At 62.6% G+C, this 20,456-nt stretch carries 21 protein-coding genes; 15 read left to right on the top strand and 6 right to left on the bottom strand.

Annotated elements, in window-relative coordinates; translation table 11 throughout:
• Window positions 1-51: 51 nt before the first annotated feature.
• Window positions 52-276: a hypothetical protein gene (locus tag NKH67_RS05675; RefSeq protein ID WP_023675341.1), complete on the top strand. Its 225-nt coding sequence runs from the start codon at window positions 52-54 to the stop codon at window positions 274-276.
• Between the two features lie 101 nt (window positions 277-377).
• On the opposite strand, the gene NKH67_RS05680 is transcribed toward NKH67_RS05675, so the two are convergent.
• Together NKH67_RS05680 and NKH67_RS05685 are read right to left on the bottom strand one after the other, a co-directional pair.
• Window positions 378-617: a DUF680 domain-containing protein gene (locus tag NKH67_RS05680; protein WP_352469490.1), complete on the bottom strand. Its 240-nt coding sequence runs from the start codon at window positions 615-617 to the stop codon at window positions 378-380.
• A gap of 176 nt (window positions 618-793) precedes the next feature.
• A complete protein-coding gene (locus NKH67_RS05685) occupies window positions 794-1,435 on the bottom strand; it encodes a TetR/AcrR family transcriptional regulator (RefSeq protein ID WP_352469491.1) in 642 nt (213 codons plus the stop codon).
• A gap of 189 nt (window positions 1,436-1,624) precedes the next feature.
• Between NKH67_RS05685 and NKH67_RS05690 the strand changes: the two genes are divergently transcribed.
• Window positions 1,625-2,326 (top strand): hypothetical protein, encoded by a 702-nt coding sequence (locus tag NKH67_RS05690; RefSeq protein WP_352469493.1) that lies wholly within the window; start codon window positions 1,625-1,627, stop codon window positions 2,324-2,326.
• Between the two features lie 41 nt (window positions 2,327-2,367).
• On the opposite strand, the gene NKH67_RS05695 is transcribed toward NKH67_RS05690, so the two are convergent.
• The 3 genes from NKH67_RS05695 to NKH67_RS05705 all read right to left on the bottom strand — a co-directional run bounded on the left by NKH67_RS05695 (window position 2,368) and on the right by NKH67_RS05705 (window position 5,050).
• Window positions 2,368-2,862 (bottom strand): MaoC family dehydratase, encoded by a 495-nt coding sequence (locus NKH67_RS05695; protein ID WP_031211357.1) that lies wholly within the window; start codon window positions 2,860-2,862, stop codon window positions 2,368-2,370.
• Between the two features lie 39 nt (window positions 2,863-2,901).
• Entirely contained in the window at window positions 2,902-3,717 is an 816-nt protein-coding gene (locus NKH67_RS05700; RefSeq protein WP_352469494.1) for an SDR family oxidoreductase, read from the bottom strand.
• 505 nt (window positions 3,718-4,222) lie between these two features.
• Window positions 4,223-5,050, bottom strand: coding sequence for a MurR/RpiR family transcriptional regulator (locus NKH67_RS05705; protein WP_352469495.1), 828 nt, complete (start codon window positions 5,048-5,050; stop codon window positions 4,223-4,225).
• 146 nt (window positions 5,051-5,196) lie between these two features.
• Between NKH67_RS05705 and NKH67_RS05710 the strand changes: the two genes are divergently transcribed.
• The 13 genes from NKH67_RS05710 to NKH67_RS05770 all read left to right on the top strand — a co-directional run bounded on the left by NKH67_RS05710 (window position 5,197) and on the right by NKH67_RS05770 (window position 20,135).
• Complete coding sequence (locus NKH67_RS05710; RefSeq protein WP_352469496.1) at window positions 5,197-6,021, top strand: N-formylglutamate amidohydrolase; 825 nt, start codon at window positions 5,197-5,199, stop codon at window positions 6,019-6,021.
• 22 nt (window positions 6,022-6,043) lie between these two features.
• Window positions 6,044-7,606: an amino acid permease gene (locus NKH67_RS05715; RefSeq protein WP_352469497.1), complete on the top strand. Its 1,563-nt coding sequence runs from the start codon at window positions 6,044-6,046 to the stop codon at window positions 7,604-7,606.
• 100 nt (window positions 7,607-7,706) lie between these two features.
• Window positions 7,707-9,077, top strand: coding sequence for a glutamine synthetase family protein (locus tag NKH67_RS05720; protein WP_352469498.1), 1,371 nt, complete (start codon window positions 7,707-7,709; stop codon window positions 9,075-9,077).
• Between the two features lie 180 nt (window positions 9,078-9,257).
• Window positions 9,258-10,646, top strand: a complete 1,389-nt coding sequence (locus tag NKH67_RS05725) for an aldehyde dehydrogenase family protein (RefSeq protein WP_352469499.1) — start codon at window positions 9,258-9,260, stop codon at window positions 10,644-10,646.
• A 42-nt stretch (window positions 10,647-10,688) separates the two neighbouring features.
• Window positions 10,689-11,174 (top strand): DUF2569 domain-containing protein, encoded by a 486-nt coding sequence (locus NKH67_RS05730; RefSeq protein WP_352469500.1) that lies wholly within the window; start codon window positions 10,689-10,691, stop codon window positions 11,172-11,174.
• Window positions 11,175-11,212: 38 nt separating this feature from the next.
• On the top strand, window positions 11,213-12,385 hold the full coding sequence (locus tag NKH67_RS05735) for an iron-containing alcohol dehydrogenase (RefSeq protein WP_352469501.1): 1,173 nt from the start codon (window positions 11,213-11,215) through the stop codon (window positions 12,383-12,385).
• A gap of 241 nt (window positions 12,386-12,626) precedes the next feature.
• A complete protein-coding gene (locus NKH67_RS05740; RefSeq protein WP_352469502.1) occupies window positions 12,627-13,733 on the top strand; it encodes an ABC transporter substrate-binding protein in 1,107 nt (368 codons plus the stop codon).
• A 63-nt stretch (window positions 13,734-13,796) separates the two neighbouring features.
• The gene (locus NKH67_RS05745; RefSeq protein ID WP_023675356.1) at window positions 13,797-14,711 is read left to right on the top strand and encodes an ABC transporter permease; all 915 of its coding nucleotides are present in this window, start codon (window positions 13,797-13,799) and stop codon (window positions 14,709-14,711) included.
• Window positions 14,708-15,499, top strand: a complete 792-nt coding sequence (locus NKH67_RS05750) for an ABC transporter permease (protein WP_352454042.1) — start codon at window positions 14,708-14,710, stop codon at window positions 15,497-15,499. Before NKH67_RS05745 ends, NKH67_RS05750 begins: the two co-directional genes overlap by 4 nt.
• A 15-nt stretch (window positions 15,500-15,514) precedes the next feature.
• Window positions 15,515-16,579, top strand: a complete 1,065-nt coding sequence (locus NKH67_RS05755) for an ABC transporter ATP-binding protein (protein WP_352469503.1) — start codon at window positions 15,515-15,517, stop codon at window positions 16,577-16,579.
• A gap of 148 nt (window positions 16,580-16,727) precedes the next feature.
• Window positions 16,728-18,278, top strand: coding sequence for a cation:proton antiporter (locus NKH67_RS05760; RefSeq protein WP_352469504.1), 1,551 nt, complete (start codon window positions 16,728-16,730; stop codon window positions 18,276-18,278).
• An 89-nt stretch (window positions 18,279-18,367) separates the two neighbouring features.
• The gene (locus NKH67_RS05765) at window positions 18,368-19,282 is read left to right on the top strand and encodes an endonuclease/exonuclease/phosphatase family protein (protein WP_352469505.1); all 915 of its coding nucleotides are present in this window, start codon (window positions 18,368-18,370) and stop codon (window positions 19,280-19,282) included.
• 7 nt (window positions 19,283-19,289) lie between these two features.
• On the top strand, window positions 19,290-20,135 hold the full coding sequence (locus tag NKH67_RS05770) for an EamA family transporter (RefSeq protein ID WP_023675361.1): 846 nt from the start codon (window positions 19,290-19,292) through the stop codon (window positions 20,133-20,135).
• Window positions 20,136-20,161: 26 nt separating this feature from the next.
• On the opposite strand, the gene NKH67_RS05775 is transcribed toward NKH67_RS05770, so the two are convergent.
• A complete protein-coding gene (locus NKH67_RS05775; protein WP_502893723.1) occupies window positions 20,162-20,446 on the bottom strand; it encodes a Dabb family protein in 285 nt (94 codons plus the stop codon).
• Window positions 20,447-20,456: the final 10 nt, after the last annotated feature.

The raw sequence follows: 20,456 nt of genomic DNA on the forward strand, positions 1-20,456 counted from the left end.
ATGTTCGCCGCGCCCGCCCGTTCTGCGACAGCGAGCCGAGGGAGAACGCAAATGCCGCCGAACTCCGCGCCGAAGTCGCCGGTCAAGACGCCGGCCGTGCGCTCTTTCGAAGACGAGCAGCGCACTGGGACGGATATCGAAGAGGAACTCGAGGAAGGCCTCGAGGATACATTCCCGGCCAGCGATCCGGTATCGATCACCGGAACGGCCATTCCCGGCGCACCGGCAAGACCCGGCAAGCCCAAAAGCGTGGTGGGACAGAAGCGCAAGAAGTGATCTGCGCGGGGTGACAAAAAGCAGGGCTGAGGCAGCACGATGGGCGGCCGGTAATTGCTGCCGCCCTTTCGGTTCATCACCGCGTGTTGTCGCCCGTCGGCTCAGAAGCTGCTTGGCACGATCCACGGGTCGATGCCGATGCCGAGCCTCGGGCCCTTGCTGCCGGCCTTGTGGGCCGCGGCGTCCGCCTTTTCAAGCGATCCGGTCGGCGCGCAATCGAGCTTCACATCAGCCTTGGTGTCGATGCAGGCCGCTTCTTGCTTGCCTGTCTGACTGCTGCCGGCAAATGCGGCGCTAGAGAGCGCCAGCAGGGCGGCGAGCGTGAGGATTGCCTTCTTCATCGTCGGTCTCCGGTTCAGCTATTGAATTCTCGTACTTGTACGGTATTGCGTACAGATACGCCCTGGACTCCCGATGTTCAAGCAGAATCGTACGCGTACGGAGAATTGCCGAACGCTCGGCGCTGTGGCGCGGATCGTTCGGAGAAGATCCTGCAGATCGGGAGGAGCGCCGCTCTTCAGCAGTTGACGGGCGGCGTGAGCGGCGCAATCTCGTGCGCGGCGATGGCTTCGAGCATGATGTCGCCGATCCGTGTGATGAACGTCGTCTGGTCGCCGAACGGGTAGAACGGGAAGGTGATCAGCAGCGAGATGGCGCCGTGGCCGACCGCCCACAGCATGGTGGCGATGGCGCGTGGATCGCCTTTGAGCCTGCCGGCGGCAACGCAGGCTTCGACCCTCTCGATCAGCACTTTCATCGCCGGGTTGCCGCCTTCCATCTCGGCAAAGGTCTTGCCGGTCGGCGGCTTGACTTTTTCGGTCATGAACACGGTGCGGTACTCGTTGGGATTTTCCAGCCCGAAGGCGGCGTATTCGACAAGCACCGCCTTGAGCGCCTCGATCGGGTCGTCGGCCGTATGATTTGCGATGCGCCTGGCCAGGGTCTCGAAGGCATCCTCGGCCAGCGCGAACAGGATGTCCTGCTTGTCGGCGAAATAGGAATAGACCGACATCGGCGCATAGCCGACGCGCTTGGCGAGCTTGCGGATGGTGAGGCCGTCATAGCCTTCTTCCTGGACAAGCTTGTGCGCGGCGTCGACAAGTTCGGAACGCAGTTCGGCCTTTTGTTTTTCGCGGCGCTCCTGGACGCTTAGCTGCAACTTTCTACTGCCTTATGACTGATGCTGGATGCAGCATATATACGCTGTACGGCGTCGGGCAAGGGCGGTGTGAAGCAGAGGCTTGACCTCACAAAACGATGTAACCAGGCAATAAAGCCGGCAACATCGGACTGTTACAGACAAAGACTAATTCGCGGCTCTGCAAAAATTTCGTTTCGGGAGGCCGTTATGACCGGAACTGAGCTTTCGTCCGGCGTGCCGGACGTGGACCCGCTTTCTCATCGCGCCAGGATGGCGCTCAGGCGCGTCGTCATGGTCGCATGGCTGGCGATCGCGCTCGGCTTCGCCATGGAAGCTCTCATTCTGACCGTCAGATTTGCGGCAGGTGCCTACCCGGCGACGACGCAGGTTCTGATCGAACTGGCGCAAGGCGTGACCTGGTCGTTCTTCGTCTGCGCGGGCGTCAGCCTCGGCACGGCGCTCACCAAGGTGCGAGCCTCGCTCGGTGGCCTGATCGGTGCGATTTCGGCGCCACTGGCGATGGGCATCGCCAAAGGGACGCAAAAGGTTATGGTCAGCGCGCTGGACGCGGCGGCAAAGCCGGCCATCCTGTCGCTCACGACGCTCGGTGTGCTGCGGGCTATCGAATACGGGCTGCTCGGCTGGGCACTGGCGTCGCTGGCATCGAAGGAAGAACCGCGTCCGCTCCATTTCGCGCTGGCAGGCGCCCTGATAGGCGCGGTATTCGGCGGCGGCATCACGGTGCTGACCATCGAGACGGCCGCGGCGAACGACGCTGCTCTCGCAATGCCACAGGCGATCGCAACCGGCCTCAACGAGATCGTGTTCCCAATCGGTTGTTCACTGGTCGTCTACATTGCGCTGCAGGTCAGCCGTCACATGAAGTACGTCGCGGCCGAAGCCAAATAGATTTGGCACAGATAGATTTGGGCTTCTCCGCCCGACGAGAGTCAGACCGCTTCCGGCTGGCGTTCGATCAGCGTCAGCGTCAGCCAGCGCGCGGTCAGCGCCGGTTTTTTCGAGCCCTCGATCTCGATCGTCACGTCGTGCGCCGTCTGCACCCACCCCGACGGCCTGACCTTGACGTCGGCCAGCACGAAACGGGTGCGGATGCGCGAGCCGGTCTTCACCGGCGCCAGGAAGCGCAGCGAATCGAAGCCATGATTGACGCCCATCTTGCTGTTTTCCAGCGGCGGCATGGTTTCGAAGGTCATCGCCGACAACAGCGAAAGCGACAGGAAGCCATGCGCGATGGTGCCGCCGAACGGCGTTTCGCGGCTGGCGCGTTCCGGATCGCAATGGATGAACTGATGGTCGTCGGTGGCATCGGCGAACTGGTCGATCATGCGCTGGGTGACGACCCGCCATGGCGACACGCCGACTTCCTTGCCGACGTTGGCCAGAAGCACATCGAGACTGATCGGTTCCACGCTGATGTCCTCCATCTTCACCCCCGGCATTTCACTCGCCGGATGGCGTGCGTCTCATTCCTTGAACAATGTCAGCCCGTGTTGCACCGACTGCCCGCCATCGATCGGCAGGATGGCGCCGGTGACATAGCTGCCGGCCCGGCTGCACAAATAGAGCGTTGCGCCAGCAATGTCATCCGGTGCGCCGATGCGGCCGATCGGAACGTGGTTGCCGATATGTCTTGCCTGGTCTTCGGTGCCGGTGGCGAAGGCCGTCATCCGGCTCTGGAAAGGGCCAGGCGCAAAGGCGTTGACGGTGATGCGGCGGGCGGCGAACTCGATCGCCAGGATGCGCGTCAGGTGGTGAACCGCGGCCTTCGAGGCCGAGTAGGAGTAGGCATCTTCGGCCAACGGCTGCGTGCCCATCACCGATCCGAGGTTGATCACCCGGGCCGGGTCGGCATCGCTGGCGGCGGCGTCGAGCAGAGGCAGCAATTCGCGCGTCAGGTGGAAAACCGCGGTGACGTTGACGCCGAACACCTTGGCCCAGGCATGGTAGGGAAAGCTTTCCAGCGGCGCGCCCCAGGAGATGCCGGCATTGTTGACCAGGATATGCAGCCGCTCGGTCCGCGCCCTGACCTCGGCCACAAGCGCCGCAATGCCGGCCTCGCTGGAGACGTCGCCGGCAAAACCTTCCGCCCGGCCGGATGCGCCAAGTCCGTTCAACTCGCCGGCAACCATGGCGCAGTCCTCGCCCTTGCGCGAGGCAATCATCACCGAGGCGCCGGCCATGACCAGAGCGGTCGCCGCCATGCGGCCGATGCCGGTCGCGGCGCCGGTGACCAGCGCTGTCTTGCCGGCGACTGAGAACAGCTCGTCCAGATAGCTCATCGTACCCTCCGCGCAGTTCACCGCGCTTTGGTTCAAGGAAGCGGCTTCACGTCGACAAGGCTAGCCGAACTTCGATCATGCTTGCCATGGGTAAAGTAGCTGGGGTGGGGCACGTTTAGCGGCTGGATGGTTAAGCCCGAAATGCAAGGTGGTCATTCGGACGTGACATGGGTCGGATGAATGATGCGGCCGTGCCCGTTAGCGAGCACCTTGGTAAGCGGTTCATTTCGCGCGTGAACCAGTCGTCATTACTCCTCCGCCCAAGCCGCAGGCGGGTCTTGAGGAGTTGGGAGGTGGCCGAGCAGTGGGGCGGGACTGACATTCGTATTCGTGGACAGGGACTATGCTTTCGGCGGGAAAGCCATGGGTAAGAAACAACGCACCGTCCTGCTGGCAGCGGTTGTTGCGACTGTCTTTGGCGTCCTTTTGCTGATCCTGATCCTGCAGATGATCAGTTTTTTAGTGGACTAGAGCGAAGCGAAAGGCGTGCCCTTCCGGAGGAGCTCTACCGCAGGCTTTCCAGTTCGCGGATGCGTTTGGCGCCGTCGGCTTCGAGTTGCCTTGTGACCGCGCCGATCAGGGCTTCGGCAACGACGAAAAGCGCGGCGGATGAGTCCCAGGCCGAAGGCACGGCGGTGCGCCCGGCGATGACATGGCGGGCGAAGCGGGCGATCGGCGACAGCCACTGGTCGGTAAACAGCACGATCTGCACGCCACGCTGGTTGGCCGTCTCGGCGAAACGGACCAGGCTGTCCTGGTAGCGCCTGATGTCGAAGATCACCAGCACGTCGCGCTTGCCCATGTCGATCAGTCGGTCGCGCCAGACGCTTTCCTGCCCGCCGAGGTGAAAAACGTTGGGCTGGATGATGGCGAGGTGGGCGGCCATGTAGCGCGCCAGCGGGTCGGTGAAGCGGCCGCCGATCAGGAATGTCTTGCCGCGCCGGTCGGCTAGCTTGGCGACGATGTCGGCAAGCTGCTTGTCCGAGAGGTGCCGGAATGTCTCGCGCATGTTGTCGAGGGTCGCCTCCAGCATCGGCGACACGGCGCTGCTGCCCTGGGAGGGGGGATTGAGCGTGCGCGAAGCCGGCGACTGCAATTGCGCCGCCAGTTCGTCTTGCAGCGCCGACTGGAATTCCGGATAGTTCTGGAAGCCGAGCCGGGCGACGAAACGCAGGATCGTGGGCGATGATACGCCGGCCGTAGCCGAGAATTCGGCGACCGTCTTCAGCCCGATCAGCGGATAGCTGGCGATCAGCGCTTGCGCTGCGCGCCGCTCGCCGGCCGGCATGGTGCCGATGCGGTCGGAGATCAGTTCGGCAATGCTCGAAACCATGCTTTTTCCCCACCCTGGCCGTGCCGTTAGCGCATTATCGAAATCGCGTTTGACAAAGCCGGCCAAACTGTATGAAATCATCCGCAGGGACGCAATGAGGCAAAATACGTAACATACGATACAGCGCTCCCCGGGGACAGCAGACAATGGAGACAGCACGGCCCGCCAGCCTTGCATCGCCTGAAACCGTAAGGGTGACGAACCCCGGCGGATCAAGCCCTTTCGTGCTGACCTGCGACCACGCCTCCAATTTCCTGCCACCGGAATTCGGAACGCTCGGCCTTGCCGCCGAGGAACTTTCCCGCCACATCGCCTGGGATCCCGGCGCCTTGCCGGTGGCGCGCCGGATGGCCGAGGTGCTTGATGCGACGCTGGTCGAGACCTGCGTCTCGCGGCTCGTCATCGACTGCAACCGGCCGATCGACGCGCCGGACCTGATAGTGACGGTCAGCGCCAGCGAAAAAACCGTGATCCCGGCCAACCAGGGGCTTTCCGCCGACCAGCGGCAGGCGCGCATCGCTCTGGCGTGGCGGCCGTTTCACGAGAGGATCGCTGCAATCATCGACGAACGCCAGGCGGCCGGGCGAGAAACCAGACTGGTCTCGATCCATTCCTTCACGCCGGTATACAAGGGCAAGAGCCGGCCCTGGCACATAGGCATCATCCATGACGAGGATGGTCGGTTGGCGGCGCCGCTGATCGCGGCGCTGAAGCGGCTCGCCGGCGTCACGGTCGGCGTCAATGAACCCTATTCGCCGGCCGACCGCGTCTATTTCACACTGGAACGCCATGCCCGCTCGCGCGGGCTGGCCTGCGCAATGATTGAAATCCGCAACGACGAGATCGCCGGCGCAGCCGGGCAGCGGAAATGGGCGGATCTGCTCGCAGGTATTTTTCTCAATCTGGAGCCCGAAGCGGCCAAGGCCTCCAGACCAAGCGCAGTCGGAAAGTCAGTTCAATCGGCCAGCTAAGAAACCAAAAGGGGACTTTAAAATGGTAGCACCGGGTTACAGCGAAGTTGACAAGAAGGAGGACCTGAAAGTTCTCCACGGAATGGGCTATGCTCAGGAACTGTCGCGAAGCATGAGCCGCTTCTCGAATTTCGCGATCTCGTTCTCGATCATCTGCATCCTCTCAGGCGGCATCAATTCCTTCGCGCAGGCGACGTCGTCCATCGGTGGCGCCGGCGCTGGCATCGGCTGGATCGTCGGGTGCATGGTTTCGGGATTTTTCGCGCTCGCCATGGCCCAGATCGCCTCTGCATTTCCGACCGCCGGCGGCCTCTATCACTGGGCATCCATCCTAGGGAACCGTTTCACTGGCTGGCTCACCGCATGGCTCAATCTGCTCGGCCTGATCACCGTGCTCGGCGCCATCAACATCGGTACTGCTTTCTTCTTCGTTGGAACGTTCGGGAGCTGGTTCGGCATTACCGGTACTCCGGGCGAGATTGTCGGATTTGTCGCCGTCATCACCGCGATCCAGGCGCTCTGTAATCACTTCGGCATCAAGCTGACCGCCATGCTGACTGACGCTTCCGGCTTCCTGATCCTTGGCGCAACAGCTGTGCTGATCATTGCCTGCCTAGTGTTTGCGCCCGCAATCGACATCACGCGGCTGTGGACCTTCACCAACTATTCGGGTGATGCCGGCGGCGGTGTCTTCCCACAGTCGGATTCCATGAGCTACCTGTTCCTGCTCTGCCTGCTGCTGCCGGTCTACACCATCACCGGATATGATGCGTCGGCGCATACTTCGGAAGAAACGCTGAAGGCAGCGCATTCCGTTCCGCGGGCGATCATTTCGTCCGTGCTCTGGTCGTCGCTGATCGGCTGGGCGATGGTCTGCGCGATCGTTCTGGCAATTCCGGACCTGGCGGAAGGCGCCAAGCAGGGTTGGAGCGTATTCTTCTCGACAATGGATGCAATCCTACCGGGCTGGCTGAAAGAACTGCTCTATCTGGCAATCCTGATCTCGCAGTTCCTCTGCGGCCTCGCCACGGTGACCTCGGCCTCGCGCATGCTGTTTGCGTTCTCTCGCGACGGCGGCATGCCGGTCGGTTCGGCCGGGCTCGCCAAAGTCAGCCCAACCTGGCGCACGCCGGTCAATGCCATCTGGACCGCTGCGATCCTCGAGATCATCTATGTCTTTCTTGCCCAGTTCATTTCGATCGGCGGCACCAACATCTACACCATCGTTGTCAATTCGACGCTGGTGTTCCTGTTCCTGTCCTTCACCATTCCGATCGCGCTCGGCATGACGGCTTTCGGAACGGCGAAATGGCCGAATCCCGGCCCATGGAATCTCGGCGCCGGCCTGTTCAAGCTGTTTTGCATCCTGTCGATCATCGGCATGGCGATCATCTTCTACATCGCCATCCAGCCGCCGAACGACAAGGTGCTCTATATCACCCTGGGCTTCATCGTGCTGACCGCGGTGCTTTGGTTCGGTTTCGAGAACCGCCGCTTCCAGGGTCCGCCCATCGGCGACCAGATCGCAAAGCGTCAGGCGGCGATCAAGGCAGCCGAGCTAGCCATAGGCGAAGCCGGCGCCTGACCCCCTCTCATGACCATGGCCGGCATTCGCGCCGGCCGTGGTTTTCGTTTCCTTTTCAAAGTGACAAGCCCGAAACGACAAGCGCTGGAGTGCCAAAGGAATGGCCGGAAATTTCTCGTTCGATCAGTTGAAGCAAGCGGTCTCCAGCGGCGAGGTCGACACGGTGCTGGCCTGCATCGTCGATATGCAGGGGCGGCTCGCGGGAAAGCGTTTCCTGGCCCGTTATTTCGTCGATTCCGCGCATGACGAGACGCATGGCTGTAACTATCTCTTGGCGGCAGACATCGATATGGAACCGGTGCCCGGCTACAAGGCGGCGAGCTGGTCGAAGGGTTATGGCGATTTCGTCATGAAGCCGGACCTTGCGACGCTGCGGCTCGTTCCGTGGCTGGAGAAGACGGCGCTGGTGATCTGCGACGTGCTCGACCACCATACCCATGACGACCTGGCGCATTCGCCGCGCGCCATGCTGAAGAAGCAGGTCAAGCGGCTGCAGGATCGCGGCTATATCGGCTATTTCGCTTCCGAGCTCGAATTCTATCTGTTCAGCGAAACCTACGATTCCGCCCGCAAGAAGCACTGGCAGGGCCTCGAGACGGCATCGCCCTACATCGGCGACTACCAGATCGGCATCACCACCAAGGAAGAAGGCGTCATGCGCCGGCTGCGCAACGAGATGGAGGCGGCCGGCATCCCGATCGAGAATTCGAAGGGCGAGTGGGGGCCAGGCCAGGAAGAGATCAATGTCCGCTACGCCGAGGCGCTCGACATGGCCGACCGCCACGTCATCCTGAAGAACGGCGCCAAGGAAATCGCCGAGTCCGAAGGCAAGGCGATCTCGTTCATGGCCAAGTACAATTACGGGCTCGCCGGCAATTCCAGCCACATCCATAATTCGCTGTGGAGCGCCGACGGCAAGACGCCGTTGTTCTACGACAAAAATGCCGAGTGGACGCTGTCGACACTCGGCCAGCAATGGGCGGCCGGCCAGCTCAAATATGCCAAGGAATTCACCTGGTTCCTGGCGCCCTACATCAATTCCTACAAGCGCTTCCAGGCCGGCACGTTTGCGCCGACCAAGATCATGTGGAGCGAGGACAACCGCACCGCCGGCTTCCGTCTTTGCGGCGAGGGCACCAAAGGCATCCGCATGGAATGCCGCATCGGCGGCGCCGATTTGAACCCCTATCTGGCTTTCGCCGCGCTGATCGCGGCCGGGCTTGCCGGCATCGATGAAAAGCTTGAGCTGCAGAAGCCCTTCGTCGGTGATGCCTACCAGGCCTCGCAGCTGCCTGAAATTCCAAAGACATTGCGCGACGCCACCGCGACGCTGGCGGAATCGAAAATGCTGAGGCAGGCGCTCGGCGACGATGTGCTGGAACATTACGTCCACACGGCACACTGGGAACAGTTCGAGTACGACCGCCGGATTACGGACTGGGAACTGCACAGGGGGTTCGAGCGGTATTGAATAATCTGGCAACGTTGGCGCCGCTCCTCACCCTCAGCCTCTCCCGTGAAGAACGGGGGAGAAGGGGCCCGGCGCTGAGCTTGTCCCTTCTCCCCGTCAGTATACGGGAAAAGGTGCCGGCAGGCGGATGAGGGGCGGCGCTAACCAACGACATTATTGTAGAATGCGAGGACCCAAGGCATGACCGAAACGGTCAAGATAAAATCCCCCGTCGACGGTTCGATCTATGCCGAACGGCCTCTTGCCACCGACCAGGCGATCGGTGCCGCGGTCGAACGTGCCAAGGCGGCGCAGGAGAAGTGGGCTGAGACGCCGGTCATCGAGCGCGGCAAATACATGCTTGCCATGCTGGAAGCGCTGGTCGCCATGACCGACGAGATCGTGCCGGAGATCGCCTGGCAGATGGGCCGGCCGGTGCGCTATGGCGGCGAGTTCGGCGGCGTCAGGGAACGCGTCAGCTACATGGTCGAGATCGCCGAGGCGGCCCTGAAGCCGGTCATGGCCTCCAATCCGAAGGACGGCTTTCGCCGCTATGTGAAGAAGGTGCCACTCGGCGTGGTCATGGTGATCGCGCCGTGGAACTATCCCTATCTCACCGCCGTCAACACCATCGTGCCGGCGCTGATGGCGGGCAGCGCTGTCATCCTCAAGCATGCGGCACAGACATTGTTGGTCGGCGAGCGGTTTCAGCAGGCGTTTGATAAGGCCGGCCTGCCCAAGGGCCTGTTCCAGAACCTCGTCCTGAACCACGCGCAGACTGAAAGGCTGCTCGGCTCCGGCAAGATCGACCATGTCAACTTCACCGGCTCGGTCGCCGGCGGCCGCGCCATCGAGAAGGCGGCGGCGGGCACCTTCATGACGCTCGGCCTCGAACTCGGCGGCAAGGATCCGGCCTATGTGCTGCCGGACGCAAAGATGGACCATGCCGTTGCCAATCTGGTCGACGGCGCCTTCTACAATTCCGGCCAGTGCTGCTGCGGCATCGAGCGCGTGTATGTCCACGAGAAGGTCTACGACGAATTCGTCGAGGGCTTCATTGCCGAGACCAGGAACTACGTCGTCGGCAATCCGCTCGACCAGGCGACCACCATGGGGCCGATGGCGCAGGCGCGCTTCGCCGACCTGATCCGCGAGCAGAAGGCCGAGGCGTTGCGCAAGGGCGCCAGGGCGCACATCGATATGAAGGTGGCCAACGACAGGCAAGGTTCCCCCTATCTGACGCCGGAAGTGCTGACCCAGGTCGACCACCAGATGAGCGTCATGCGCGAGGAAAGCTTTGGCCCGATCGTCGGCATCATGAAGGTGCGCAACGACGAGGAGGCGATCGCGCTGATGAACGACAGCCCCTATGGGCTGACGGCCTCGATCTGGACGCACGACATTGAGCATGCGGCGGCGATCGGCGATCGTGTCGAGACCGGCACCGTGTTCATGAACCGCTGCGACTATCTCGACCCGGCGCTGGTCTGGACCGGCGTCAAGGACACCGGCAAGGGCGCGGCACTGTCGGCCATCGGCTACGACAATCTGACCAGGCCGAAATCATACCATCTGCGCGAGGTGATCTAAGGTGGCGATCGACAGGCATGCGATCGCTGTTGAGGGGGAGTAATGGCGGATACACAACAATCGGCGCTGCCAGATCGTGAGGGTCCCGAGGGTATCGGCGGGTGGCTTGTCCTGCCGATGCTCGGGTTGATGCTCACGCCGATACTGGGGTTGGTACAACTGCACAATACCGACTATCTCGGCTTCGACTGGCAGGCCTTCAGTTTTTCTCAAGGTGCGCTGCTCGTTGCCGAACTGGTGACAGCAGGCGTTCTAAGCCTTACAGCCCCGGTCCTGTTATTGTTCTTCATGTTCAAGCGCTGGGAGATATTCCCGGGCTGGTACATGATTTGGGCAGTCGCGATGCCGGTATATGTCATCCTCGACCCATGGGCTGCGCATCTGGTTTTTCGCGAGAGCTTTCCAACCTTGGCTGATGCGTTCGACAGCGAAACGATGCGCGGAATTTACCGTTCCGTCTGGGCCGCAGCCATCTGGATTCCGTACATGATGCGGTCAGACCGTGTGGCCAATACCTTTGTGAATTGACGACATCCGAGAGCACGAAAGCAGTCAAGAAGGTCGAAATGACAAAACTCGTTTCCAAATGGAATTACCCGACGACCGTCCGCTTCGGCGCCGGACGCATCAAGGAGCTGCCGGAGGTGCTGGCGGCGACCGGCATCAAGCGGCCGCTGTTCGTCACCGATCCGGGACTGGCCAGGCTGCCGGTGGTGGCCTCGACCCTGAAGATCCTCGACGACGCCAAGGTGCCCTATGGCGTATTTTCCGAGGTCAAGCCGAACCCGGTGGATTCCAACCTGACCGCCGGCATTGCCGTGTTCAAGAAGGGCAAGCATGACGGCGTCATTGCCTTTGGCGGCGGCTCGGCGCTCGACCTCGGCAAGCTGATCGCCTTCCAGGCCGGGCAGACCCGGCCGGTCTGGGATTTCGAGGATGTCGGCGACTGGTGGACACGCGCCGATGCCGATGCGATCGCGCCGATCATCGCCGTGCCGACCACCGCCGGCACCGGCTCGGAAGTCGGCCGCGCCGGCGTCATCACCAATGAAGCGACCCATACCAAGAAGGTCATCTTCCATCCAAAGCTCTTGCCGGCGATCGTCATTGCCGATCCGGAGCTGTCGGTCGGGATGCCGGGCTTCATCACCGCCGGCACCGGCATGGATGCGCTCGCTCACTGTCTCGAAGCCTATTGCGCGCCGGGCTATCACCCGATGGCCGACGGCATCGCCGTGGAAGGCATAAGGCTGGTCTTCGAAAACCTGCCGAAAGCCTATGCCAACGGCAAGGATCTGGTCGCCCGCGCCAACATGATGAGCGCCGCTGCCATGGGAGCGGCCGCCTTCCAGAAAGGGCTTGGAGCGATTCATTCGCTGTCGCATCCGATCGGCGCGCTCTACGATAGCCACCACGGCATGACCAACGCCGTGTTCATGCCCTACGTGCTGGCCTTCAATCGCGAGGCGATCGAGCCGCGCATCGCCCGGCTTGCCGCCTATTGCGGCATCAAGGGCGGCTTCGACGGTTTTGCCAAGGCGATCATCAAGCTGCGCAAGGAGCTCAAGGTGCCGCATGCGCTGCCCGGCCTGATCAAGGGGCTCGACATGGACAAGAAGCGCAAGGGCCTGATTGCCGACATGGCGGTGGTCGATCCGACCGCCGGCGGCAACCCGGTCAAGCTGACCAAGAAGGCGGCGCTGACGCTGCTCGAAAACGCCATCGCCGGCACCGTCTGAGACAATTTTCGCATCGGAAATCGACTTGGGAAAGAGGCAAAGGAAAGGGGGAAAGATGAAAGGCAAGATCGAAACTAGTTAGCCGGAAAAAGAATCGCGAAGCGATTGCTACAGCCGGTTAAAAAGAGTTTACTTTTTCATACTGCGGGGCATCGCTTTCACAAAGCTTTCATCTGGCTGTCACACGAAAACGATACCGCATCGCAGGCGTCCAACGGCGTCAGTTCAACGGAGAGAACACATGTTCAAATTCACGGGAAAACTGCTTTCCCTTTCGGCCGTCGCCCTGATGGCGACCTCTGCCATCTCGTCGGCCCAGTCCATGGATGAACTGGTCGCCGCAGCCAAGGCTGAAGGCCAGCTCACCACCATCGCGCTGCCGCATGACTGGTGCGGCTACGGCGCGGTCATCGACGGCTTCAAGGCAAAATATCCGGGGATCACCGTCAACGAGCTCAACCCCGATGCCGGCTCCGGCGACGAGGTCGAGGCGATCAAGGCCAACAAGGACAACAAGGGCCCGCAAGCGCCCGACGTCATCGACGTCGGCCTGAGCTTCGGCCCGACCGCCAAGAAGGATGGCCTGATCCAGGCTTATAAAGTATCAACCTGGGACTCGATCCCGGACAGCGCCAAGGATGCCGAAGGCTTTTGGACCGGCGACTATTACGGCGTGCTTTCGTTTCTGGTGAACAAGGACCTGGTCAAGGAAGCGCCGGCCGACTGGGCCGACTTGCTGAAGCCGGAATTCGCCAATACCGTGGCGCTCGCCGGCGACCCGCGTGCTTCGAACCAGGCCATCCAGGCAGTCTATGCCGCCGGCCTTTCCGGCGGTGCGGCTGCCGGCGAAGCCGCCGGCACGGCTGGTCTCGACTTCTTCAAGAAGCTCAACGCCGCCGGCAATTTCGTGCCGGTCATCGGCAAGCCCGCGACGCTTGCTCAAGGCCAGACGCCAATCCTGGTGACCTGGGATTATAACGCGCTTGCCGGCCGTGATACGCTGAAGGGCAATCCGCCGGTCGACGTCGTCGTGCCGAAGACCGGTGTCGTCGCCGGCGTCTATGTTCAGGCGATCAGCGCCTATGCGCCGCACCCGAATGCTGCCAAGCTGTGGCTGGAATATCTCTATTCCGACGAAGGCCAGATCGGCTGGCTGAAGGGCTATTGTCACCCGATCCGCTTCAACGACCTCGCCAAGAATGGCAAGCTCCCGGCTGACGTGATGGCCAAGCTGCCGCCGGCCGAGTCCTATGCAGCCGCGGTGTTCCCGACGCTCGACGAGCAGGGCAAGGCCAAGGAAGCCATCACCAAGAACTGGGATGCCGTCGTCGGCGCCAACGTCAAGTAAGACTTGAGATCAGCCGGGCGGCTTAGATCGCCGCCCGGCATACCTCCAGGACGGTAGCCGCGCATGACCGATATCTCGTTGTCCGATCACGCTGTTGCCGGGAAGACCGCGCCTCCTGCCGACGCCCGCAGCATGAGACTGCCGACGCAATGGCTTGGCGTTGCGCCTTTCTTCATCTTCGCCATCATGTTCCTGATCCTGCCGACGCTCTATCTGATGCTGGGCGCATTCCGGAACGATGCCGGCGAATTCACTTTCGAAAACATAGCGGCCTTGGCGCAGCCGTCGATCGTTGCCGCCTACTGGATCTCAATCAAGGTCAGCCTCGCCTCGTCGCTGATCGGTGCTTTCGCGGGACTTGCCATTGCCATCGCCATCGTGCGCGGCGGGCTGCCGGAGTGGATACGCTCGGCGACACTGACCTTTTCCGGCGTGGCCTCCAATTTTGCCGGCGTGCCGCTGGCCTTCGCCTTTCTCGCGACGCTCGGCCGGCTCGGGCTCGCCACGGTGCTGCTCAACGTCTTGGTCGGCTTCAACATTTATGCCCATGGTTTCAACATCCTGTCGTTCTGGGGCCTGACGCTGACCTATGTCTATTTCCAGATCCCGCTGATGGTGGTGATCATCGTGCCGGCGATCGATGGGCTGAAGAAGGAATGGGGCGAAGCGGCGGCAACGCTTGGCGCGACCCAGGCGCAGTTCTGGCGCATGGTCGTCATTCCGGTGATCTGGCCAAGTTTCCTCGGCACCGTCATCCTCTTGTTCGCCAACGCCTTCGGTGCCATCGCCACCGCTTACGCACTGACCGGCTCCTCGCTTAACATCGTCCCTATCCTGCTCTACGCGCAGATCCGCGGTGACGTGCTGCACAATGCCCATCTCGGCTACGCCATCGCCTTCGGCATGATCGTCATCACTGGGCTGGCCAATGTCTTCTACATCTGGTTCCGGACGCGCTCTGAGAGGTGGCTCAAATGAAGTCCGGCAGATTCTGGGCCTGGATCGTCTTCGCGCTGGGCGCGGCCTATTTCTTCATTCCGCTGATCGCGACCGTGGAATTCTCCATGCGCATGCGGCGCGGCGCGTATTCCTTCGATGCCTATCAGGTCGTGCTCGGCGATCCCCGCTTCCAGGCGACCTTCATCTATTCGGTGGTCGCAGCCATCTTCACCATCGTCCTTGGCGTGCTGGTGGTGGTGCCGGCGGCGTACTGGATTCGTCTGCGGCTGCCGCAGATCAGGCCCGTCGTCGAGTTCATCACGCTGCTGCCGCTGGTCATTCCGGCCATCGTTATCGTCTTCGGCTACATCAGAATGTACGGGTCGAACTCACCGCTGCCGTTCCTGGCCAGCGAGACAGGAGCCAATGCCTTGCTGGTCATCGGTTATGCGACACTGGCGCTGCCCTATATGTATCGTGCCGTCGACACCGGGCTTCGCACAATCGACGTACGGACACTGACCGAGGCGGCGCAGATCCTCGGCGCCGGCTGGGGCACGATCATCACTCGGGTCATCCTACCCAACGTGCTGATCGCGGTGCTGTCGGGCGCCTTCCTGACCTTCGCCATCGTCATCGGCGAATTCACCATGGCCAGCCTGCTCAACCGGCCTGCTTTCGGACCCTATCTGCAGAACGTCGGCGCCAATCGCGCCTATGAGCCGGCGGCGCTTGCCATCATCGCCTTTGCCATTACCTGGGGCTGCATGTCGCTGATCCAGATCCTGTCGCGCTTCGCGCCGCGATCGGCGAACCGTCCGAACTGACCCGAAGGAAAAGCCATGGCCGAGCCATTCCTCTCAATCCAGCATGTGCAGAAATCCTTCGGCGCCGCCATTGTGGTGCAGGATTTCAACCTCGACGTCGAGCCGGGCGAATTCGTCTCCTTTCTCGGACCGTCGGGCTGCGGCAAGACGACGGTGCTGCGCATGGTCGCCGGTTTCGAAGAGCCATCCGCCGGCAAGATCGTCGTGGCCGGCAAGGACGTCACCCGGCTCAAGCCCAACCAGCGCAATATCGGCATGGTGTTCCAGGCCTATGCGCTGTTTCCGAACCTCACCGTGGCGCAGAATATCGGCTTCGGGCTGAAGGTCGCCGGTATGCCGAAGGCCGATGCCGACAGGCGCGTTGCCGAGATGCTCGACATCATCAAGCTGCCGCAGATGGGCGACCGCTATCCCTACCAACTGTCCGGCGGCCAGCAGCAGCGCATCGCGCTGGCGCGGGCGATTGCGCCCAAGCCGAAACTGCTGCTGCTCGACGAGCCGCTGTCGGCGCTCGATGCCAAGGTGCGCGTGTCGCTGCGCGAGGAAATCCGCTCGATCCAGAAGAAGCTCGGCATCACCACCATCTTCGTCACCCACGACCAGGAAGAGGCGCTGTCGATCTCCGACCGCATCGCCGTCATGTATGGCGGCAAGGCCGAGCAGGTCGGCACGCCGTTCGAGATCTACAACCGGCCGGCAACCAAATTCGTCGCCAATTTCGTCGGCACGCTGAACGTGCTCGAAGGCACGGTCACCGACGCCGCTTCGGGCAAGGTGCGCGTCAACTCGCAAGAGGTCTCGCTCAAGGGCAAGCTCAACGGCTCGAAATCCGGCGACACGCTGTCGCTGGCGTTGCGGCCCGAGGCGATCTCGCTCGGCCGACACCCCGGTCGCGATTCCAGCCTTTGGGGCGAAATTGCCGAGGTGCATTTCCTCGGCTCGGTCATCCGGGTTCGCGTCGGCATCGGCGGCAGCACGGTCTCGCTCGACACGTTCAACAGTCCGGCCACACCGCCGCCGGCCGTCGGCGAAAAGGCCGAGATTTCGTTCTCGTCGGGCGACATGCTGGTGCTGCATTAGGAGAAGAGTGAATGGTGAATAGTGAATAGTCAGAATGCGCTTTACGCGCCGAAATTCCTCTGCACGCAGCCATTCACCATTCACGAGCAGCCAAAGCCGTCGCCGTTTTTGCAGTGCCAATCGCCCGGCTTCACCGCTACGATACGGCATGGCGCTTTTTGAACTCACCCTTGTCCTGCTTCTCATCGCGGTCGCCCTGACCGCGCTGTCGCGGCGTCTGCAGATTCCCTATCCGTCATTGCTGGCGCTGGCCGGCGCCGGCATCGCCTTCCTGCCGTTTGCCCCGACCATCGAGATCGACCCGGAGCTGGCGCTCGCTCTGTTCATCGCGCCGGTTCTGCTCGACGCGGCCTATGACACGTCGCTGCGCGATCTCAACCGCTACAAGGTTTCGCTCATCCTGCTGGCGCTTGGCGCCGTCATCTTCACCACCGTGACGGTCGCGCTGGTCGGCTGGACGATGGCAGGCCTGCCCATTGCCGCGGCCATAGCGCTCGGCGCGATCGTAGCGCCGCCCGATGCGGTGGCGGCGGCGGCCGTGCTCGGACAGTTCAAGGTGCCGCACCGCATCACCGCCATCCTGGAAGGCGAGAGCCTGCTCAACGACGCCACGGCGCTGCTGATCTACAGGATGTCGGTTTCCGCAGCCGCCGGCACCATCCTGTTGAGCAGTGCCGTACCAATGATCCTGCTGTCGACGGTCGGCAGCCTTGCCGCAGGCTATGTGCTCGGCCGGTTGTCTCTCGCCATACTCGGCCGCATCGACGACCCGGCGAGCGGCACCGTGGTGCAATTCGCCTCAACCTTCGGCGTCTGGATCCTGGCCGACAGGATAGGGCTTTCCGCCATCATCACGATCGTCGTCTATGCCATGACGATCGCACGTACATCGCCGCGCCGCATGCCGGCAAGGAATCGTGTCAGCTCCTACTCGGTCTGGGAGACGGCGGTGTTCGTGCTCAACGTGCTGGCCTTCGTTCTGATGGGCCTGCAAGCGCGGTCCATCGTCGGCCGACTTGCCGAGCAAGGACAAAGCGAGGCGTTCGTCTTTGCCCTAGCTGTGCTGGCCGTCGTCATCGTATCGCGGCTCGTCTGGGTTCTGGGCTGCGGCGCGATCCTCAGAGCGCTGGCACGTCTGGGCGACGAAGACAGGCGGAAGGATGCACCGACATTCCGCGGCGGCGTGCTCATCGGCTGGTGCGGCATGCGCGGCCTGGTGACGCTTGCGGCAGCCTTCGCCTTGCCGGCCGACTTTCCGGGCCGTGATCCGATCGTGCTCGCCGCTTTCACGGTCGTGCTCGGCACATTGGTACTGCAAGGCGTCAGCCTGAAACCGTTGCTGCTTCTGCTCAATCTCGACCTCGACCGGACGGTCGACCGGGAGGTGGCGCAGGCGCGCGTCGCCATCATGCAGGCGGCGCTGGACGTGCTCAGCGGCAAGACATCGAGCGCGGCCGGGGCGGTGCGAGAGCAATATGCCGCCCAGCGCGCCATCGCCGAAAACCCGGAGGATGCCCAGGCGGCGACCGAGTATGACAGATTGCGTCTCTACGCCATCAAGAGCCAGCGCGATGCGCTGGAGCGTTTGCGCATCGACGGAACGATCGGCGACGAAGCCTACCACCGCCTTGAGGAAGAAATCGACTGGTCGGAACTGGCAGCATCCCCGCCCGGTCGGTTCCAGCCGCTGACCACTTAGCATCTGGCCCAAGCTCCCTCCGCCCGGCTGCACATTGCAAGGCTGTCAGCGAACGGCTACTGCCAGCAGGAAACTGAGCCGGATAAGCAATGAAGCTGGTCAGCTATAACATCCAGTACGGCTTCGGCAGCGATGGCCGCTACGACCTGGCGCGTTGCGCCAAGGTCGTGGCCGGCGCCGACATCATCGCCTTGCAGGAGGTGGAACGGCACTGGTTGCGCAGCAACGAGGACGACCAGCCGGAACTTCTTTCGCAATTGCTGCCCGACTACCATTGGGTCTACGGGCCGGCCTTCGACATGGATGCCAGCCACCGGCGTGTAGGCCGCATCGTCAACCGGCGGCGGCAATTCGGCACCATGGTTCTGTCGAAGCTTCCGATCGTCTGGTCGCGGCTGCATACGCTGCCGCTCAGGCGCACGCTGCGGCCGCTCAACACCCGCAATGCCGCACTCGAATGCATGATCCGCACCCCTGCCGGTCCGGTGCGGGTGCTGTCGTTGCATCTGGCGCATATCGCGGCCGAGGAGCGGCTGGAGCAGATCGACTATTTGCTCGCCGAGCATCGCCGCGCGCCGTCCGAGGGCGGCCCATGGAGCGGCGCCGACGACGAGCCGGCGCGCAACTGGAGCAATGGCGAACAGGAGCCAGAAAACCCCGTAGCGGCGATCTGGTTGGGCGACTTCAACATGGAGCCGGATAGCGCCGAGTACCGGCGCATTGTCGGCAGCGCGCCCTATCATCGCGGTGCCGCCTATCTCGACGGTTTTGTCGATGCCGCCGCCGTCGCAATGGAACCGACAGCGGATTTCCACACCCATGTGAAGACTATCGATGGCAGGCTGGCAAAGCGCCGGCTCGACCATTGCTTCGTCGGCGGCATGTTTGCCGGGCGCGTGCGCTCGGTCAGCGCCGATATCGGCCAAATCGCTTCCGACCATTTTCCGCTCTGGGTCGATATCGACCTGGAGACGCCGATCGTCATCGGGACGGGCGGCGGATGAACCGCCGATGAGCCTGTTTGTCTTTTTCGCGGTGCTCGCCGCCGCTTCCATGCATGCGATCTGGAACGCGCTGGTCAAGGTCCATCTCGACCGTTTCCTGTCGATCACACTGATGACGCTCGGCATGGGTGCCGCTGCGCTGGTGACGTTGCCTTTCGTCGAGGTGCCGAAGCCGGAAGTGTGGCCATACATCCTCGCCTCGGTTGTCTTCCACATGGGCTACAGGACGTTCCTGATCGGCGCCTACAAGGCCGGCGATTTCGCCCAGACCTATCCGCTGGCGCGCGGCACCGCGCCATTGCTGGCCGCTTTGGGGGGCGTTGTGGTGGTTGCCGAGATGCCGGCGCCGCTCGCCATTCTCGGCATCCTCTTGTTGTCGGCGGGCACGCTGGTGCTGTCGTTTCGCGGCGGCGCGCATCTGGAGAAATTAAACCTGCGCGCCGTCGGCTTCGCGCTGGGCACATCGATCTTCATCGCCAGCTACACGCTGTCGGACGGCAGCGGCGCGCGGCTGGCCGCCACCGCGTCGAGTTATGCCGCCTGGCTGTTCGTCTGCGATGCGCTGTGGGCGCTGGTGCTATGCGTCGTCTTTCGCGGACCACAGGCGCTGCCGGTGCTGGCGCGCGACTGGAAGGCCGGAATCTATACCGGCGTGCTCAGCGGCGGCGCCTACTGGATCGTGATGTGGGCGATGACCAAGGCGCCGATCGCCTCGGTGGCGTCGCTGCGCGAAACATCGATCCTGTTCGCCATGATGATCTCGGTGTTCGCGCTCGGCGAGAAGATGACGGCATGGCGAGGTGCCGCGGTGCTTAGCATCGTTGCCGGCGTCGTTGCGCTGAGAATGGGATAGTCACGCGATCTGCAGATCAAACACCATCAGCCCATCGGTGCCGCCTTCGAGCGCCGCGACCAGTTTTGCGCCGGCTCGCTGATGCGCTTCATGCTCCAGATAGGCATCGCGTGCCGCAGCATCGCGAAGTCGATGGTGAAGCCGTGCGTGAAGCCGCGGGCGAAGGGTTCCGGGCTGGTATTGGCGCTGAATTCGACCTTGCCCATGCCGTCGATCACCGCCCGCAACGCTTCGAGATCGGCATGGATTGCTGCGCGCTCGGCGTCGGCGGCATCGTTGCGAAATCTGACGAAGACACAGTGCCTGATCATTCTTTGTCCC

This window comes from Mesorhizobium sp. M0968 (genome assembly GCF_040319065.1).
Lineage (GTDB): Bacteria > Pseudomonadota > Alphaproteobacteria > Rhizobiales > Rhizobiaceae > Mesorhizobium.

What these genes read in the sequence shown, in the direction of transcription:
- NKH67_RS05675 (WP_023675341.1), top strand. Translation starts at nt 52, where the DNA reads ATGCCGCCGAACTCCGCGCCGAAGTCGCCGGTCAAGACGCCGGCCGTG.
- NKH67_RS05680 (WP_352469490.1), bottom strand. Translation starts at nt 617, where the DNA reads ATGAAGAAGGCAATCCTCACGCTCGCCGCCCTGCTGGCGCTCTCTAGC.
- NKH67_RS05690 (WP_352469493.1), top strand. Translation starts at nt 1,625, where the DNA reads ATGACCGGAACTGAGCTTTCGTCCGGCGTGCCGGACGTGGACCCGCTT.
- NKH67_RS05695 (WP_031211357.1), bottom strand. Translation starts at nt 2,862, where the DNA reads ATGGAGGACATCAGCGTGGAACCGATCAGTCTCGATGTGCTTCTGGCC.
- NKH67_RS05700 (WP_352469494.1), bottom strand. Translation starts at nt 3,717, where the DNA reads ATGAGCTATCTGGACGAGCTGTTCTCAGTCGCCGGCAAGACAGCGCTG.
- NKH67_RS05705 (WP_352469495.1), bottom strand. Translation starts at nt 5,050, where the DNA reads ATGGTTTCGAGCATTGCCGAACTGATCTCCGACCGCATCGGCACCATG.
- NKH67_RS05710 (WP_352469496.1), top strand. Translation starts at nt 5,197, where the DNA reads ATGGAGACAGCACGGCCCGCCAGCCTTGCATCGCCTGAAACCGTAAGG.
- NKH67_RS05715 (WP_352469497.1), top strand. Translation starts at nt 6,044, where the DNA reads ATGGTAGCACCGGGTTACAGCGAAGTTGACAAGAAGGAGGACCTGAAA.
- NKH67_RS05720 (WP_352469498.1), top strand. Translation starts at nt 7,707, where the DNA reads ATGGCCGGAAATTTCTCGTTCGATCAGTTGAAGCAAGCGGTCTCCAGC.
- NKH67_RS05725 (WP_352469499.1), top strand. Translation starts at nt 9,258, where the DNA reads ATGACCGAAACGGTCAAGATAAAATCCCCCGTCGACGGTTCGATCTAT.
- NKH67_RS05730 (WP_352469500.1), top strand. Translation starts at nt 10,689, where the DNA reads ATGGCGGATACACAACAATCGGCGCTGCCAGATCGTGAGGGTCCCGAG.
- NKH67_RS05735 (WP_352469501.1), top strand. Translation starts at nt 11,213, where the DNA reads ATGACAAAACTCGTTTCCAAATGGAATTACCCGACGACCGTCCGCTTC.
- NKH67_RS05740 (WP_352469502.1), top strand. Translation starts at nt 12,627, where the DNA reads ATGTTCAAATTCACGGGAAAACTGCTTTCCCTTTCGGCCGTCGCCCTG.
- NKH67_RS05745 (WP_023675356.1), top strand. Translation starts at nt 13,797, where the DNA reads ATGACCGATATCTCGTTGTCCGATCACGCTGTTGCCGGGAAGACCGCG.
- NKH67_RS05750 (WP_352454042.1), top strand. Translation starts at nt 14,708, where the DNA reads ATGAAGTCCGGCAGATTCTGGGCCTGGATCGTCTTCGCGCTGGGCGCG.
- NKH67_RS05755 (WP_352469503.1), top strand. Translation starts at nt 15,515, where the DNA reads ATGGCCGAGCCATTCCTCTCAATCCAGCATGTGCAGAAATCCTTCGGC.
- NKH67_RS05760 (WP_352469504.1), top strand. Translation starts at nt 16,728, where the DNA reads ATGGCGCTTTTTGAACTCACCCTTGTCCTGCTTCTCATCGCGGTCGCC.
- NKH67_RS05765 (WP_352469505.1), top strand. Translation starts at nt 18,368, where the DNA reads ATGAAGCTGGTCAGCTATAACATCCAGTACGGCTTCGGCAGCGATGGC.
- NKH67_RS05770 (WP_023675361.1), top strand. Translation starts at nt 19,290, where the DNA reads ATGAGCCTGTTTGTCTTTTTCGCGGTGCTCGCCGCCGCTTCCATGCAT.
- NKH67_RS05775 (WP_502893723.1), bottom strand. Translation starts at nt 20,446, where the DNA reads ATGATCAGGCACTGTGTCTTCGTCAGATTTCGCAACGATGCCGCCGAC.